10 protein-coding genes and 2 pseudogenes are annotated in these 14575 nt (G+C 59.3%); 9 read left to right on the forward strand and 3 right to left on the reverse strand.

From position 1 onward, the window contains the following. Positions 1–254 precede the first annotated feature (254 nt). Positions 255–950 (reverse strand): pirin family protein, encoded by a 696-nt coding sequence (locus tag PSH69_RS14860; protein WP_026345906.1) that lies wholly within the window; start codon positions 948–950, stop codon positions 255–257. Positions 951–1230: 280 nt separating this feature from the next. Between PSH69_RS14860 and PSH69_RS14865 the strand changes: the two genes are divergently transcribed. The 3 genes from PSH69_RS14865 (at position 1231) to PSH69_RS14875 (ending at position 6450) form a co-directional block, all read left to right on the forward strand. Beyond that, positions 1231–3705 (forward strand): UvrD-helicase domain-containing protein, encoded by a 2475-nt coding sequence (locus tag PSH69_RS14865; protein WP_305412730.1) that lies wholly within the window; start codon positions 1231–1233, stop codon positions 3703–3705. 175 nt (positions 3706–3880) lie between these two features. Next, a complete protein-coding gene (locus PSH69_RS14870) occupies positions 3881–5257 on the forward strand; it encodes a cystathionine beta-synthase (RefSeq protein ID WP_305412731.1) in 1377 nt (458 codons plus the stop codon). After that, positions 5254–6450, forward strand: a complete 1197-nt coding sequence (locus tag PSH69_RS14875) for a cystathionine gamma-synthase (protein ID WP_305412733.1) — start codon at positions 5254–5256, stop codon at positions 6448–6450. The genes PSH69_RS14870 and PSH69_RS14875 overlap by 4 nt, the downstream gene beginning before the upstream one ends. Positions 6451–6667: 217 nt before the next feature. Here PSH69_RS14875 and PSH69_RS14880 read toward each other — a convergent pair whose 3' ends face one another. Further along, positions 6668–6943: a DUF1652 domain-containing protein gene (locus tag PSH69_RS14880; RefSeq protein ID WP_018926009.1), complete on the reverse strand. Its 276-nt coding sequence runs from the start codon at positions 6941–6943 to the stop codon at positions 6668–6670. Between the two features lie 275 nt (positions 6944–7218). On the opposite strand from PSH69_RS14880, the gene PSH69_RS14885 reads away from it, so the two are divergent. From PSH69_RS14885 to PSH69_RS14905, 5 genes and pseudogenes are all read left to right on the forward strand, one after another. Beyond that, the gene (locus PSH69_RS14885) at positions 7219–8034 is read left to right on the forward strand and encodes an AraC family transcriptional regulator (RefSeq protein WP_305412734.1); all 816 of its coding nucleotides are present in this window, start codon (positions 7219–7221) and stop codon (positions 8032–8034) included. 51 nt (positions 8035–8085) lie between these two features. Then, positions 8086–9492: an FAD-binding oxidoreductase gene (locus tag PSH69_RS14890; protein ID WP_305412735.1), complete on the forward strand. Its 1407-nt coding sequence runs from the start codon at positions 8086–8088 to the stop codon at positions 9490–9492. 2 nt (positions 9493–9494) lie between these two features. Then, positions 9495–9581: pseudogene (locus tag PSH69_RS14895) on the forward strand (cupin domain-containing protein); the annotation flags it as partial. 59 nt (positions 9582–9640) lie between these two features. After that, positions 9641–10726 (forward strand): polyamine ABC transporter substrate-binding protein, encoded by a 1086-nt coding sequence (locus PSH69_RS14900; RefSeq protein ID WP_305412736.1) that lies wholly within the window; start codon positions 9641–9643, stop codon positions 10724–10726. Positions 10727–10815: 89 nt separating this feature from the next. Then, positions 10816–11274: pseudogene (locus PSH69_RS14905) on the forward strand (transposase). 271 nt (positions 11275–11545) lie between these two features. Here the strand turns inward: PSH69_RS14905 and PSH69_RS14910 are convergent. Next, positions 11546–12577: an NAD(P)-dependent alcohol dehydrogenase gene (locus PSH69_RS14910; protein WP_305412737.1), complete on the reverse strand. Its 1032-nt coding sequence runs from the start codon at positions 12575–12577 to the stop codon at positions 11546–11548. A 514-nt stretch (positions 12578–13091) separates the two neighbouring features. On the opposite strand from PSH69_RS14910, the gene PSH69_RS14915 reads away from it, so the two are divergent. Then, on the forward strand, positions 13092–14540 hold the full coding sequence (locus tag PSH69_RS14915) for a serralysin family metalloprotease (protein WP_305412738.1): 1449 nt from the start codon (positions 13092–13094) through the stop codon (positions 14538–14540). The last annotated feature ends 35 nt before the right edge of the window (positions 14541–14575 follow it).

A 14575-nucleotide genomic window follows, 5' to 3' on the forward strand; every position in this document is an offset into this window, starting at 1 on the left:
TGAAAGTCCTGTGGCGAGGGAGCTTGCTCCCGCTGGGGCGCGAAGCGGCCCAAATTGGTTGGCGAGGTGTAACAGGTACACCGTGCCGGCTGGATTACGACTGCTTCGCAGCCGAGCGGGAGCAAACTCCCTCGCCACAAATGAAATTGTCTAGTCCTGAAGCAGGTGTAAACCTTATTCAGGACGGGACAAACAGCCAAAAAAAGGGGCGACCATCAACGGTCGCCCCTTTTTTTTGCCGCGCATTTACCGCCTCAAGCCACATCTACCAAGACGATTTCGCTGTCCTCGATCGCAGTCACCCGCAACACTTGCTCATCGGCAATCGCTACCCCGTCTCGAGCTTGTGCGCGCAAGCCATTGACTTCAATCGCTCCTGTCGCTGGCACCAGATAAGCGCGACGGCCACTGTCCAGACGATATTCAGCCGTTTCCCCGGCTTTCAGGTTGGCCGCCACCAGACGCGCATCGGCGCGAATCCGCAGGCTTTGATCGTCGCCGGCCTTGCCGCTGGCCAGGGTCACGAAGCCTTCGCGCTGGCCTTTGGGGAAGGGCTTGGCGCCCCACGACGGTGCCAGACCGGTTTCGTTGGGGATGATCCAGATCTGAAAGATCCGGGTCTCGGTCGCTTCCAGGTTGTATTCACTGTGGGCGATCCCGGTGCCGGCGCTCATGACCTGCACATCACCGGCTTCGGTACGGCCCTTGTTGCCCAGGTTGTCCTGGTGGGTAATCGCGCCTTCACGAACATAGGTGATGATTTCCATGTCCCGGTGCGGGTGTTGCGGGAACCCGGTGCCGGGGGCGATCACATCATCGTTCCACACCCGCAGGTTGCCCCAGTTCATGCGTTTGGGGTCGTAGTACTCAGCGAACGAAAAGTGGTGATGGGCATCCAGCCAGCCATGGTGCGCGCCGCCCAGGGAGTTGAAAGGTCTGAGTTCAAGCATGATCGTCTCCTGAAAAAGGTTCGTCATGGGGCAGAACGTCTGAGCCACAAACGAGAACCGGTGGTTGATGGTCAGTATCATCCATCAGGCACTCATCGATAAAAAGCGTAAAAAATGCCTCAATACCATCGAATTATTTGATATCGAATAATCTCGAATTTTTCTCATCCAGCCTTCACTTCATCGCATAAGCCAATGACCTGTAAGCATTTCACTAGAACTCAACGGCAAATGCAGACACCATAGCCCTCGACAGCCTCACACACTGGAGTCCGCCTGCGTGCCGCAACACACACCTGATCTTCCGCCCGAACTTCGTCCCCTGGCCGAGATGCCTTTGCTCAAACGTCTGGCCGCCCGGTTCTTTGGCCACGGCCTGACCCGCCTGCGCGCGCAACACCGTGCGTCCTGGCTGCACGGGCAAGCCGACGGTTTTCGCAGCGGTCACAGCGCTGGCGTGGAATACGGCTATAAGGAAGGCAAGCTCGAGGGCCTGGAAGAAGGCCGGCAAGTGCTGCTGATCCGTGACTCGCGCTCGACCGAGCATCGACCGCCCAACGTCGATGACAACCTGTTCGACGATTGGCGTCTGCCATTGAGCGCCGAGCTGAAGAAGCGCATGAAGGCCGACGTGGCGCGACTGTTGCCTGCGCATGCCCAGCCGAGCGCTGCCCAATGGAAAATGATCTTCAGTGACACACCGTCGACTTCGGTGATCGCCGGCGCGGGTGCGGGCAAGTCGACCACCCTGGTGTTGCGAATCTTGCTGCTCAGCCATTACCTGGGGTTTGAGCTGAGTTCGATGACCGTGGTGACCTTCACTCGCGAGTCGCGCAAGGACTTCATCAATAAGCTGATCGAACTGTTTGCCGTGTGGGGCCGGGCACTCAGCTTCAAAGAAGCGCGGGACCTGGTGCGCACTTTTCATTCGCGGATCCTGCCAATGGTGCGCAGCCTGCCGGGTTTCGAACGGCTGCAAGCCTTCGAAAACCTCAGCTTTCGCGTGCAGGGCACCGATGAGGAGGTCGACAGCAACCCCTTCGACCTGCGAATCAACGATGCCCAGCGCCAGCAGCTCAACGCCTGCTATCACAGCCTGCATACCCGCGATGAGCGTTTCCGCGAATTGATCAAGCCGTTGTCTCGTCACGCCTTACAGCTCAAGGAGCTGGAACGCGATCACCCGGACGTGCAAAAGCGCATGGCGGTGACTGAACTGGCGGCCAAGCGCGATGAAGATCTGTGCGACACCATCGAGGACCTGTGGTTTCGCGCCGGCGCCTGGCCGATCGAGGGCATCGAGCCGAATCGTCAGACCTTCGACATCAACGGTTCGACCTTCCATTGCCACGGTTACATTCCGGCGCTGGATGCCTGGGTGGTGCTGGGTTTCGATCCTCGGGAAAATTCGCAGGTCAGCCGCCCGAATGCCAAGCTGACGGTACGTGCGGAATGGGCTGTAAAGCGCACCCTGTTTCAAGCTTTCTGTCGTAAGCCATTGATATGGCTGGATAGCTACGAATCTTCAAAACGTGTTTTGGCGTCGCTTGCCGGTGATGCCAGCGCCGGGCCGGGCTTCGATTACAAGGTCAAGGGCGAGCTTGCTTCCGCGCCGTTGCTGGACTGTTTTGTCGCGGCAGCCGGGTTTATCGAAAACCTCGGCCTGGATGTGCCCAATGCCGTGGGCCAGATGAGTTTCGCCAAGGATGATCCGGACCGATTCTTCTTCGAGGCCTTGAGCCTGTTCTGGCGAGCGCTGGAAGATCATCTGCTGGATCAATCGCCACCCGTGATGACCTACAACCGGATGTTTGCCCTGTTCAGCGAGCATTCACCGGAGAATCTCAAGTTGCTCGGCGATGAACTGCTCAGGCCGATGTCGCACTTGATGATCGATGAGTTCCAGGACGTGTCGCCGCAGATCGTTTCCTGGATTCGCGCCAGCCTGGCCGAGATCCGCAGTCGTGGCCCGGCCATGCACGTAGGGCGAGGGGCGCGACGTTCGTCATTGCTGTGTGTGGGGGACGACTGGCAATCGATCTACGGCTGGCGTGGCAGTTCGCCGAGCTATTTCATGGAGTTCAACAAGGAGTTCCCGTCACCGAGCACGACCAAGGTGATGCTCAGCGACAATTACCGCAGCCATCAGCACATCATCGACGCGGCGGAGCACATCGTCCGCGCCGCACCGGCAATCGCCGGCAAGAAGGCCAAGGCCAGCGGAGAACCCAAGGCGTTGCTGCCGGTGAACGTTCTCGAACGGGATGACCAGGGTATGGCCCAGCGCCTGATCGAGCACTACAGAAAAGGCGATTCAATCTTGATGCTTTATCGAAAAAGTAGCGATAAGTCATTGATAGAAGAGCATATTCAGTCTGTAGTTAATGTGGATTCTAGCTTGCCGTACGACGCGCGGCGGCTCAAGCAACTGACTTATCACAGCGCCAAGGGCCTGCAAGCTGATGCGGTATTCCTGCTGGGAGATTGCCAGCATCTGACCAGTTCGCCTTACAAGAACCAGGTCTATCGCATGGCCGGGCTAGGCAAGGCCGGCGACAGCGAGCCCTACGACAGCGCACAGAAAGACGAGATCCTGCGTCTGGCCTACGTGGGCATCACCCGGGCGGTGAGCCATTGCTACTGGTATGTCGATGGCCAGGATACCCAGGCGGCGAATATGCCCAAGGCCTCCGACCGGATCGGCAAGGGCAAGGCGTTTTTTGCCGATCACCGTCAGGGAAAAGTACAGGCCTGAACCTCAAGAGAGTCTTGAGTCAAAAAACCTGTGGCGAGGGAGCTCGCTCGCCACAAAAGTTGCGAGGGGCGCGATCCCGGCCTATGGTCCAAGCGAGGCTTTGACTGCGACGAGGCGCTCGACTGGCTTCAGGTCGCTGTCCATCCAGTGCGGATACCCGTAGCGAGGTGACGACATGCCGAACAACTCCCGTCCCGCCGTGCTCGAACTGATCGGCAATACGCCGCTGGTGCGTATCAGCCGCTTCGATACCGGCCCATGCACTCTGTTTCTCAAACTCGAATCGCAGAACCCCGGCGGTTCGATCAAAGATCGCATCGGCTTGGCGATGATCGACGCCGCCGAGCGCGATGGCCGCCTGCGCCCCGGCGGCACTATTGTCGAGGCCACCGCCGGCAACACCGGTCTGGGGCTGGCACTGGTTGGCCGCGCCAAGGGTTACCGGGTGGTGTTGGTGGTGCCGGACAAAATGTCCACCGAGAAGGTCCTGCACCTCAAGGCGATGGGCGCCGAAGTGCACATCACCCGCTCCGACGTCGGCAAGGGGCATCCGGATTATTACCAGGACGTCGCTGCGCGGCTGGCCAAGGACATTCCCGACGCCTTCTTCGCCGATCAGTTCAACAACCCGGCCAATCCTCTGGCCCACGAGTGCAGCACCGCGCCGGAGATCTGGGCGCAGACTCAGCATGATGTGGATGCCATCGTGGTCGGTGTCGGTTCGGCTGGCACGCTGACCGGGCTGACTCGTTTCTTTCAGCGCGTACAACCGAATCTGGAAATGGTGCTGGCCGATCCGGTCGGCTCGGTGATGGCCGAATACAGCCGCAGCGGCACCCTCGGTACGCCCGGCTCCTGGGCGGTGGAGGGCATCGGCGAGGACTTCATTCCGTCGATTGCCGACCTTTCCAGCGTGCGCAAGGCCTATTCGATCAGCGACGAGGAAAGCTTCGATCATGCCCGCCAACTGCTGCGCGCCGAAGGCATTCTCGGCGGCTCTTCGACTGGCACCTTGCTGGCGGCGGCGCTGCGTTACTGCCGCGAACAAACCCAGCCGAAGCGGGTGGTCAGTTTCGTTTGCGACACCGGCACCCGTTATCTGTCGAAGATCTATAACGACCAGTGGATGAACGATCAGGGCTTGCTTGCGCGCAAACGCTACGGCGATTTACGTGACCTGATTGCGCGGCGTTTCGAGGATGGCCGGGTGGTCAGCGTCGGCCCGGACGACACCTTGCTCACCGCCTTCCAGCGCATGCGCCTGGCGGATGTGTCGCAACTGCCGGTGCTGGTGGATGGACAGCGGCTGGTCGGGGTCATCGACGAGTCCGATATTCTGTTTGGCGTGCATGAAGACGCCACGCATTTTCGCATGACCGTGACCAGCGCGATGACCGACAAACTCGAAACCCTGCCTCCCGGCGCCAGTCTTGCTGAACTGGAGGCGGTGCTCGACCGTGGGCTGGTGGCGATCATCGCCGATACCTCGGGCTTCCATGGCCTGATTACCCGCGTCGACATGCTCAATCACTTGCGGAGATCACTGGCATGAGTCAGCACGATGAAAGCACCGCGCCACGGGGCTTTGCCACCCGTGTGATCCATGCCGGACAAACACCGGACCCGACCACCGGGGCGCTGATGCCGCCGATTTACGCCAACTCCACCTATGCGCAGCAGAGCCCCGGTGTGCACAAGGGCTTCGATTACGGGCGTTCGCACAACCCGACGCGCTTTGCGCTGGAGCGTTGCGTGGCGGACCTTGAGGGCGGTACCCAGGCGTTCGCCTTTGCCTCCGGCCTGGCGGCGATCGCCACGGTGCTCGAACTGCTCGACGCTGGCGCGCACATCGTCTCTGGCAATGACTTGTACGGCGGGACTTTCCGCCTGTTCGAACGGGTACGCCGGCGCAGCGCCGGGCATCGCTTCAGCTTTGTCGATATGACTGATCTGACGACCTTCGAAGCGGCGCTGCAGGACGACACGCGAATGGTCTGGGTCGAGACGCCGAGCAATCCTTTGCTCAGCCTCACTGATCTCACCGCTGTCGCACGGATCTGTCGCGAGCGCGGCATCATCTGCGTGGCGGACAACACCTTCGCCAGCCCGTGGATCCAGCGGCCGCTGGAGCTGGGCTTCGACATCGTGTTGCACTCGACCACCAAATACCTGAACGGCCACTCCGACGTGATCGGCGGCATCGCAGTGGTCGGGCAGAATGCAGAACTGGCCGAGCGCCTGGGCTTTCTGCAGAACGCAGTGGGGGCGATCGCCGGGCCGTTCGACGCATTCCTCACCTTGCGCGGGGTGAAGACCCTGGCGCTGCGCATGGAACGTCATTGCAGTAACGCGCTGGAGTTGGCGCAATGGCTGGAACGTCAGCCGCAAGTGGCACGCGTGTATTATCCGGGCCTGGCATCGCACCCGCAGCACGAATTGGCGCGGCGGCAGATGCGCGGGTTCGGCGGGATGATTTCCGTCGAACTGAACAGCGACCTGACGGGCGCCAGGCGTTTTCTCGAGAGTGTGCGGATCTTTGCCTTGGCCGAGAGCCTGGGCGGGGTGGAAAGCCTGATCGAGCACCCGGCGATCATGACTCACGCCACCATTCCCGCAGAAACGCGCGCACAGCTAGGTATCAGCGATGCGCTGGTGCGTTTGTCTGTGGGGGTGGAGGATGTCGAAGACCTACGCGCCGATCTGGGCCAGGCGCTGATGCAAGTTGCGGCGACGCACTCCTTGTAGCAGCTGTCGAGCAGCGCGAGGCAGCGTTCGGCGGCGAAGCCGTCGTGAATCCGGTTGACATAGTCTGCCTGATACACCGTGAGTTCTGATTTTACGACGGCTTCGCCGCCGAACGCAGCCTCGCAGGCTCGACAGCTGCTACAAGCCGATCGGGCTCGGCAGCTGCTACAAAAAGCCCGCTAAATCGATAAGCGGGCTTTTTGTCGGGTGTTGGCTGTCAGGCATAACTCCTGAGCGTCTGCGGAGGAATGAACGCTTCCAGCTCATCCTCGACCGCTTCGATAATCCGCTCTACATCGGCAGCGTTCATGACCGTTGCACAAGGAATGCCGGCAATGGCGATCATGGTTTCGCCGCTGGCTCGGTCGAATAGACGAGCAACCATGCTGCCCGGTGCATCCATGGTCGCTTCGAAACCCATGGGATGAAAATGCCAGCGCATCAGCTGGCAGGCATTTGGAAAAGTGACCTTGCTGAATGAACCTTGATTCATGTGTTGCCCACCTTCTTCATCGAGCGCTTCCTTTAGCTCATGTTAGGAGGGAAGAGCCTTCAATGGCTCAACCGGTGACTGTCTTTAAAAGTAGCACCCGGATGTGAAAATCATGTGGATTTTTTCAGACCGTTCAGCGATTGGTTCAGTTTTTTTTGATGCAGGTCATGAGATACGGGCATCTCGGCCAAGGGCCGGCATTGCCGGGCATCCCATTGGTCATTGAAGCCCGGACAGAACTTCGGCAAGCTCGATTTTTTCTCGTCGAGTCCTCTATGCACGCCGATGATGATGGTCCGTCGCAAACCCAGGCCACGGGCGACACGGTCATGCGTTACCACCTGCGCTGGAAGCACCGCGATCTGGATGGTGTGATGGCGCTTTATCACCCGGACATTCAGTACAACGACTTTTTCCAGAACCGCGTGATGGGGCTGGACGCGTTGCGCGACTACGTGCGCGACAGCATGCCCCGGGATCCGGATGAGGCGCTGGAGCACTCGGACCGTATTCGACTGGATGGCAACACGGCGTTCATTCAATACCGCATCACCCTTCGCGGCGGTGAAGGGCTGGTGTCGTTTCGGACCAGCGAGGCGATCACTGTGCGTGACGGGCTGATCTGGCGGGTCAATGAATACGCCACCCTTGTACATGAACAAACATCCGGCAAAGCCGCCCGCAACCTGCGCCCGGCGGTCAGTCGGCTCGGGCTGTCACCGCGACAGCTGAGCTTCATGGCCGAAGACTTGCAGCAGTATTTCCAGGGGCAGCAGCCGTACCTGGATCCCGAACTCGACCTGCAACGGGTGGCGAAGGAGTGCGGATACAGCCGCAATCAGATTTCCTACCTGTTGAACCAGGTGCTCGGCCGAAGTTTCTACCGTTACGTCAATCAGGCGCGGTTGCAGCATTTGCTCGCGGCACTGGACAGTGCCACTCCACCACTGCGTATCGATGAGCTGGCCTTTGCCGCAGGCTTCAATTCGCTGTCGGCGTTTTACAGCTGTTTCCGCCAGCACACCGGTCTGTCGCCCAAGGCTTACGTCAAACAAATTTCTTTGCGTGCACGCGCGCAAGACGGCCCCTGAGCCCACGCACTAGGATCGACGCCATCGAAGTATTGAGTGGCGGAGTCTTGCATGGCAGCGTGGCGAACGATCAGTTTGTGGATGGATCAACTCGACGAGCCGATGCTGGCGCGCCCGGCGCTGGAACAGGACCTGGACGTCGACGTGGCCATCATTGGCGCCGGGTACACCGGGCTCTGGACGGCGTACTACCTCAAACGCCTGGCGCCGGGACTGAACATCGCCATCGTCGAAGCCCAAACCGCGGGGTTTGGTGCGTCGGGCCGTAACGGCGGCTGGTTGATGGGCAATCTGCTGGGTGAAGACCGCTTGATCGCCGGACTACCGGCGGAACAACGTCGCGCCTCTTTCGATCTGTTGCACAGCATCCCTGATGAAGTAGAGATCGTCCTCGAACGAGAAGGCATTGACTGCGATTACCGCAAGGGCGGGGCGCTTTACTGTGCGGCGCGTTACCCGGAGCAGGAAGCCAGCCTGCGCGATTATCTGGACGCGCTCTACCGCCAAGGGCTGACCGAGGCCGACTACCGCTGGCTCAACACCGAGCAATTGGCGCAACAGATCAGAATTGCCAAACCTTATGGCGGTATCTATGCACCGCACGTGGCGACCATTCACCCGGCAAAGTTGGTGCGAGGTCTGGCACGGACGGTGGAGTGCATGGGGGTCAAAATTTATGAAAACAGCCCGGTCACCCAATGGCAGTCGGGCAGTTTGCGTACCGCCCGCGCGCAGGTTCGCAACCGCTGGATCGTGCCGGCGGTAGAAGGTTACGCGGTCACGTTGCCGCCGCTGGGTCGTTATCAATTGCCCGTGCAGAGTTTACTGGTGGCGACCGAACCGCTGTCCGCCGCGACCTGGGACGACATCGGCCTCAGCCATGGTCAGGCGTTCAGCGAAAGCAGCCGCCAGGTCACCTACGGCCAGCGCACGGCCGACAACCGTCTGGTATTTGGCGCCCGTGGCGGCTATCAGTTTGCTGGTAAGTTGCGCCATGACTTCGAGCTGAGCGCCAGCGAAGTGCAGTTACGACGCTACCTGTTCGGTGAACTCTTCCCGCAGCTCAAGAACGTGCGAATCACCCACGCCTGGGGCGGAAACCTGGGGATGTCCCGGCGCTTCAAGCCGCACATGCTCTGCGATCAGGCCAGCGGCATCGCCTTGTCGGGCGGTTATGGCGGGGAAGGCGTGGGTGCCAGCAACCTCGGCGGGCGGACGCTGGCCGATCTGATTCTTCGGCGCGATACCGAGTTGGTGCGCCAGCCGTGGGTGATTGCGGAGGGCGGTCTCGACGCGCTCAAGGCCTGGGAGCCGGAGCCCTGCCGCTGGCTGGGCTACAACGCAATCATCCGCAGCTTCGTTCACGAAGACCAGACCCTGGCCAATCCGTCCACCGCGCCCTGGCGTCGCAAACTGGCCGGCCGGGTCGCGGGGTTCATGGAAGGTTTCATGCGCTGAACGGCGATGCACTGATGTTGCCAGCCAACAGCCTCGGCATCTGGGACATCCAGGAAACCGTGCGCAAGACCTACGTTTTGATTTTTTGATCTCTGATTGCCTGCCAGTTCTCCAATAAAAAGAAAACAACCCATACAGGAATCGACCCATGATCCGAAAGACACTGACGCTTGCTCCATTTGCGCTCGTCGCGACCCTCAGTCAGGCCGCCGAGACCGTGAAAATCTATAACTGGTCGGACTACATCGCCCCGGACACCACAAAAAACTTCCAGAAAGAAACCGGTATCGCCTTCAGTTACGACGTCTTCGACAGCAACGAAACCCTTGATGGCAAATTGATGACCGGCACATCCGGGTATGACGTGGTATTCCCGTCCAACCACTTCATGGCCCGACAGATTGAGGGCGGGGCCCTGAAGAAACTCGACAAGAGCCAGCTGCCGAACTGGAAAAACCTCAACCCGGTGTTGCTCAAAACGTTACAAGCCAACGACCCGGGCAACGAGCATGGCTTCCCGTATTTATGGGGCAGCACCGGCATCGGCTACAACGTGGCCAAGGTCAAGGCTGTGCTGGGCGACAACGCGCCGGTGGATTCCTGGGACCTGATCTTCAAGCCCGAGAACATGGCAAAACTGCAAAAGTGCGGCGTGGCGATCCTCGACAACGGGCCCGAACTATTGCCGGCGGCGTTGAATTACCTGGGGCTGCCGCATCACAGCAAGAACCCCGAAGACTATAAAAAGGCCGAAGCGCTGCTGATGAAAGTCCGGCCCTATGTCAGCTATTTCCACTCATCCAAATACACCAGCGACCTGGCCAACGGCGATATCTGCGTGGCCGTCGGCTTCTCTGGCGACATTCTCCAGGCGGAAAACCGCGCCAAGGAAGCCGGGAACGGCGTGGACATCGGCTATTCGATTCCCAAGGAAGGCGCGGCCATCTGGTTCGACATGGTCGCCATGCCCGCCGACGCCCCGGACGAGAAAGCCGGTTACGCGTTCATGAACTACCTGCTGCGTCCCGACGTCATGGCCGGCATCAGCAACTACGTGCACTACGCCAACGGCAACGAACAGGCCGACCACCTGATCGATCCGGCGATCAAGAACGACGCCAAGGTGTATCCGAGCCCGGAAATGATGGGCAAATTGTTTGCCCTTGAGGCGATGCCGTTGAACATTGACCGGGTGCGGACGCGGGTGTGGAACAAGATCAGGACCGGTAGCTGATTGGTCATCTTTTGTGGCCAATGGCGACGGTTGGTTTGACTGCAATGGGTTAGATTCCATGCCTCTTTCAGTAAGTAGGAGGCAATGGAATGCCTGTCTGTTCGAAAGCTGGTCATCTACGCATTGGGCGGTACTCGGAGCCTGGGCGCATCTACTTGTTAACAGCTGTGGTTCACGATCGGCAGCCAATTTTTACCGATTGGCGCTTAGGTAGGCTGGTTGCCCAACAATTACATCAGGCTCAGGAGGAGCATTGGGCAGAGTTTTTGACGTGGGTGGTGATGCCAGATCATATGCACTGTTTGGTAGAACTTCGGGATAAAACACTGGCCGAGCTGATGTGCCGAATCAAATCCCGAAGCAGTCTAGCCGTTAATCAGGCGCTAGGGCGAAGCGGACGTTTGTGGCAGAAGGGCTATCACGATTGAGCGGTTCGGAAAGAGGAGGACGTGAAAGGTCTTGCCCGATATGTCGTTGCCAATCCTGTTCGGGCGGGACTGGTGATACGTGTTCATGATTATCCGCTGTGGGATGCGTGTTGGCTGTGATTATTTACGACTGCTGCGCAGCCGAACGCAGGCTGCGCCAGCTGCTACAAAAGCCGTGGCGTGCGCGGACCCGTAGCAGCTGCCGAAGGCTGCGTTCGGCTGCGCAGCAGTCGTGTCCTTCATAGGGTTGGTACCTCTTTTGGAAACGAACAGGTGTCCGGGGGCAACTGGGGCACCCAGAAGTGACCAGGTCAACATCGCTTGCTTCCAGGATCGCCTTACGTAGCGATGGCAAAAAGGCGCGTGCGGTATTACCCGACGCGCCAGTCTGTCATTTGCTGGCGTCCAGCACGACGCGGTAACGCGCCTTGCCACTGCGTAGGTGATCAATGGCGTCGTTGATCCGGCTCATGGGAAAGTGTTCGACCTGCGGCAAGATCTGATGCCGGGCGCAGAACTCCAGCATGGTTGCCGTGTTACTGGGCGAGCCAACCGGCGAGGCAGACACACTCTTTTGTTGGGGCAGCAGGTTGAATACGTGCACTGGAATAGCGCCAGGCACGACACCGACAAAGTGCAGGCGACCCTTGCCGCGCAGCGTGCCGAGCATGGCCGACCAGTCGAGGTCGGCGTTGGCGGTGACCAGGAGAAAATCCAGGGTGCCGGCAATGGATTTCAGCGCGTTACTGTCGGTAGAGGCGAGCACGTTGTGTGCCCCCAGGCGCTTGGCTTCGTCCTGCTTGTTCAGCGACGAGGTAAAGGCCGTGACTTCGCAACCCCATGCGTTGAGGAAGCGTAGTGCCAGATGACCGAGGCCGCCGATTCCCACGACACCGACCCGGTCAGTGGGCTTGACGTCGAATTCCACGAGCGGGTTGAACACCGTCGAGCCTGCGCAGAACAGCGGTCCGGCCATGGCCGGGTCAAGTCCGTCCGGTATCGCAAGCGCCCAGGCCCAGTGCGAACGCAGGCGATCGGCGAAGCCGCCGTTGCTGCCGACGATGGTGGGTTGGACTGTGCTGCATAGCTGGTGGGAGCCTTCGATACACGAGGAGCAATGCATGCAACTGCCCTTGTACCAACCGATGCCCACCCGTTGCCCCACTTCGAGACCGCGTACCTGTGCGCCCACTCGCACGATACTGCCGACTACTTCGTGGCCAGGGATAAACGGGTAGTGGCTCAGGCCCCATTCGTTATCAATCATCGATTGGTCGGAGTGGCAGACGCCGCAATACTCCACGGCGACTTCCACCTCCTCGGCGCCCAATGGACCGGGGTCGTAGCTATAGCGCTCCAGCGGCGCGCCTGCCGATGTTGCGGCCCAGCCGGTAAAAGTAGTGAGTTCGGTGCTGTTGCTCATGGGATACCTCCAGATCAGGAGACAGGGACTTTGGCCGTTCGGATGCGGTGGCCTGGCAAGCCAGAGCGTAATCAGTCTAGCAGGCCGCAATCACGAGCATGGTCTGAGGGCGGTGCCGGGATTAACGGGGTCGTCGGAGCTCTGTCGTCGTCCACCTCGGCAACTAACTGGACGTTTAATTTAGTTGATGTCAATACACTGGCACTGATACTAAGAAGTCCAAAAAAAGAGAGCCAATCAACAAAAAACAACTTACCAATATTTAATATTTAAATACGAAATTGTCGAACAATCCGGCTGAAGCCCTGCACTAAAAACAATCTTTCGACAGCACAAGCAATGTTTGCTGGAGTTCTGCGAAACAGTTCAATTTGACGTCAAAAAAAATGTAGACGTTTGATTTCGAATTGTGTCAGTTTTCATACGCCTTCATTGGGCGAGTGATAGGACGATCTCGCCAGAGATTGTCGTATCGGACAAAAACTGTTCCATTGCTAAACAAGGAAGTGTGTTTATGTCGAAAGTAAAAGACAACGCTATTGATCTTGCCGAACAGGCCTTTGCACCATTGGCTGCCGCCAGTTCTGCCTACAACCAGGTCGATAGTTTCAGCCATCAGTATGATCGGGGTGGCAATCTCACGGTCAATGGCAAACCCTCCTTCTCCGTCGACCAGGCCGCTACCCAGCTGCTGCGTGACGGCGCTGCCTATCAGGACAAGGACGGCAGTGGCAAAATCGAACTTACCTACACGTTCCTGACCTCGGCCTCGTCGAGCACCATGAACAAGCACGGCATTACCGGGTTCAGCCAGTTCAATACGCAACAGAAAGCCCAGGCCGTGCTCGCCATGCAATCCTGGGCCGACGTGGCCAACGTCACCTTCACCGAGAAGTCCTCCGGCGGTGACGGTCACATGACCTTCGGCAACTACAGCGGTGGTCAGGATGGCGCAGCGGCATTCGCTTATCTGCCTGGCACGGGCGCCGGTTATGACGGTACTTCGTGGTACCTGACCAACAGCAGCTATACGCCGAACAAGACGCCGGACCTGAACAACTACGGCCGTCAGACCCTGACCCACGAAATCGGTCATACCCTGGGGCTGGCCCACCCTGGCGATTACAACGCCGGTGAAGGTGCGCCGACCTACAATGACGCGACTTACGGGCAAGACACCCGCGGTTATAGCGTCATGAGTTACTGGAGTGAAAGCAATACCGATCAAAACTTCAGCAAGGGCGGTGTGGAAGCGTATTCTTCCGGCCCGCTGATGGACGATATCGCGGCCATCCAGAAACTCTACGGTGCCAACACCACCACCCGTACCGGTGACACCACCTACGGCTTCAACTCCAACGCCGGTCGCGACTTCTTGAGCGCGTCTTCCTCGTCGGACAAAGTCGTGTTCTCGGTGTGGGATGCGGGCGGCAAGGACACCCTGGATTTCTCCGGCTTTACCCAGAACCAGAAGATCAACCTCAATGAAGCCTCGTTCTCCGACGTTGGCGGCCTGGTGGGCAACGTGTCCATCGCCAAAGGCGTCACGATCGAGAACGCGATTGGCGGCTCGGGTAGCGACCTGTTGATCGGTAACAGTGTGTCCAACGAACTGAAGGGCGGTGCCGGCAACGACATCCTCTTCGGCGCGGGCGGTGCAGACAAACTGTGGGGCGGCTCGGGTTCGGACACCTTTGTATTCGCGGCCAGCAGCGACTCCAAGCCAGGCGCGGTCGACCAGATCCTCGATTTTGTCAGCGGCCTGGACAAGATCGACCTGACCGGCATCACCAAAGGCGCGGGCCTGCATTTCGTGAACTCGTTCACCGGTGCGGCAGGCGATGCAGTGTTGACCACTTCGGGCGGCAACAGCCTGTTGTCGGTAGACTTCTCCGGGCACGGCGTGGCTGATTTCCTGGTCAGCACCGTTGGCCAGGCGGCGTTCTCGGACATCGTGGCCTGACTCAAGGCATAAAGGAGGGCGGCGCTTTACGCGTC

This window comes from Pseudomonas sp. FP1740 (genome assembly GCF_030687165.1).
Lineage (GTDB): Bacteria > Pseudomonadota > Gammaproteobacteria > Pseudomonadales > Pseudomonadaceae > Aquipseudomonas.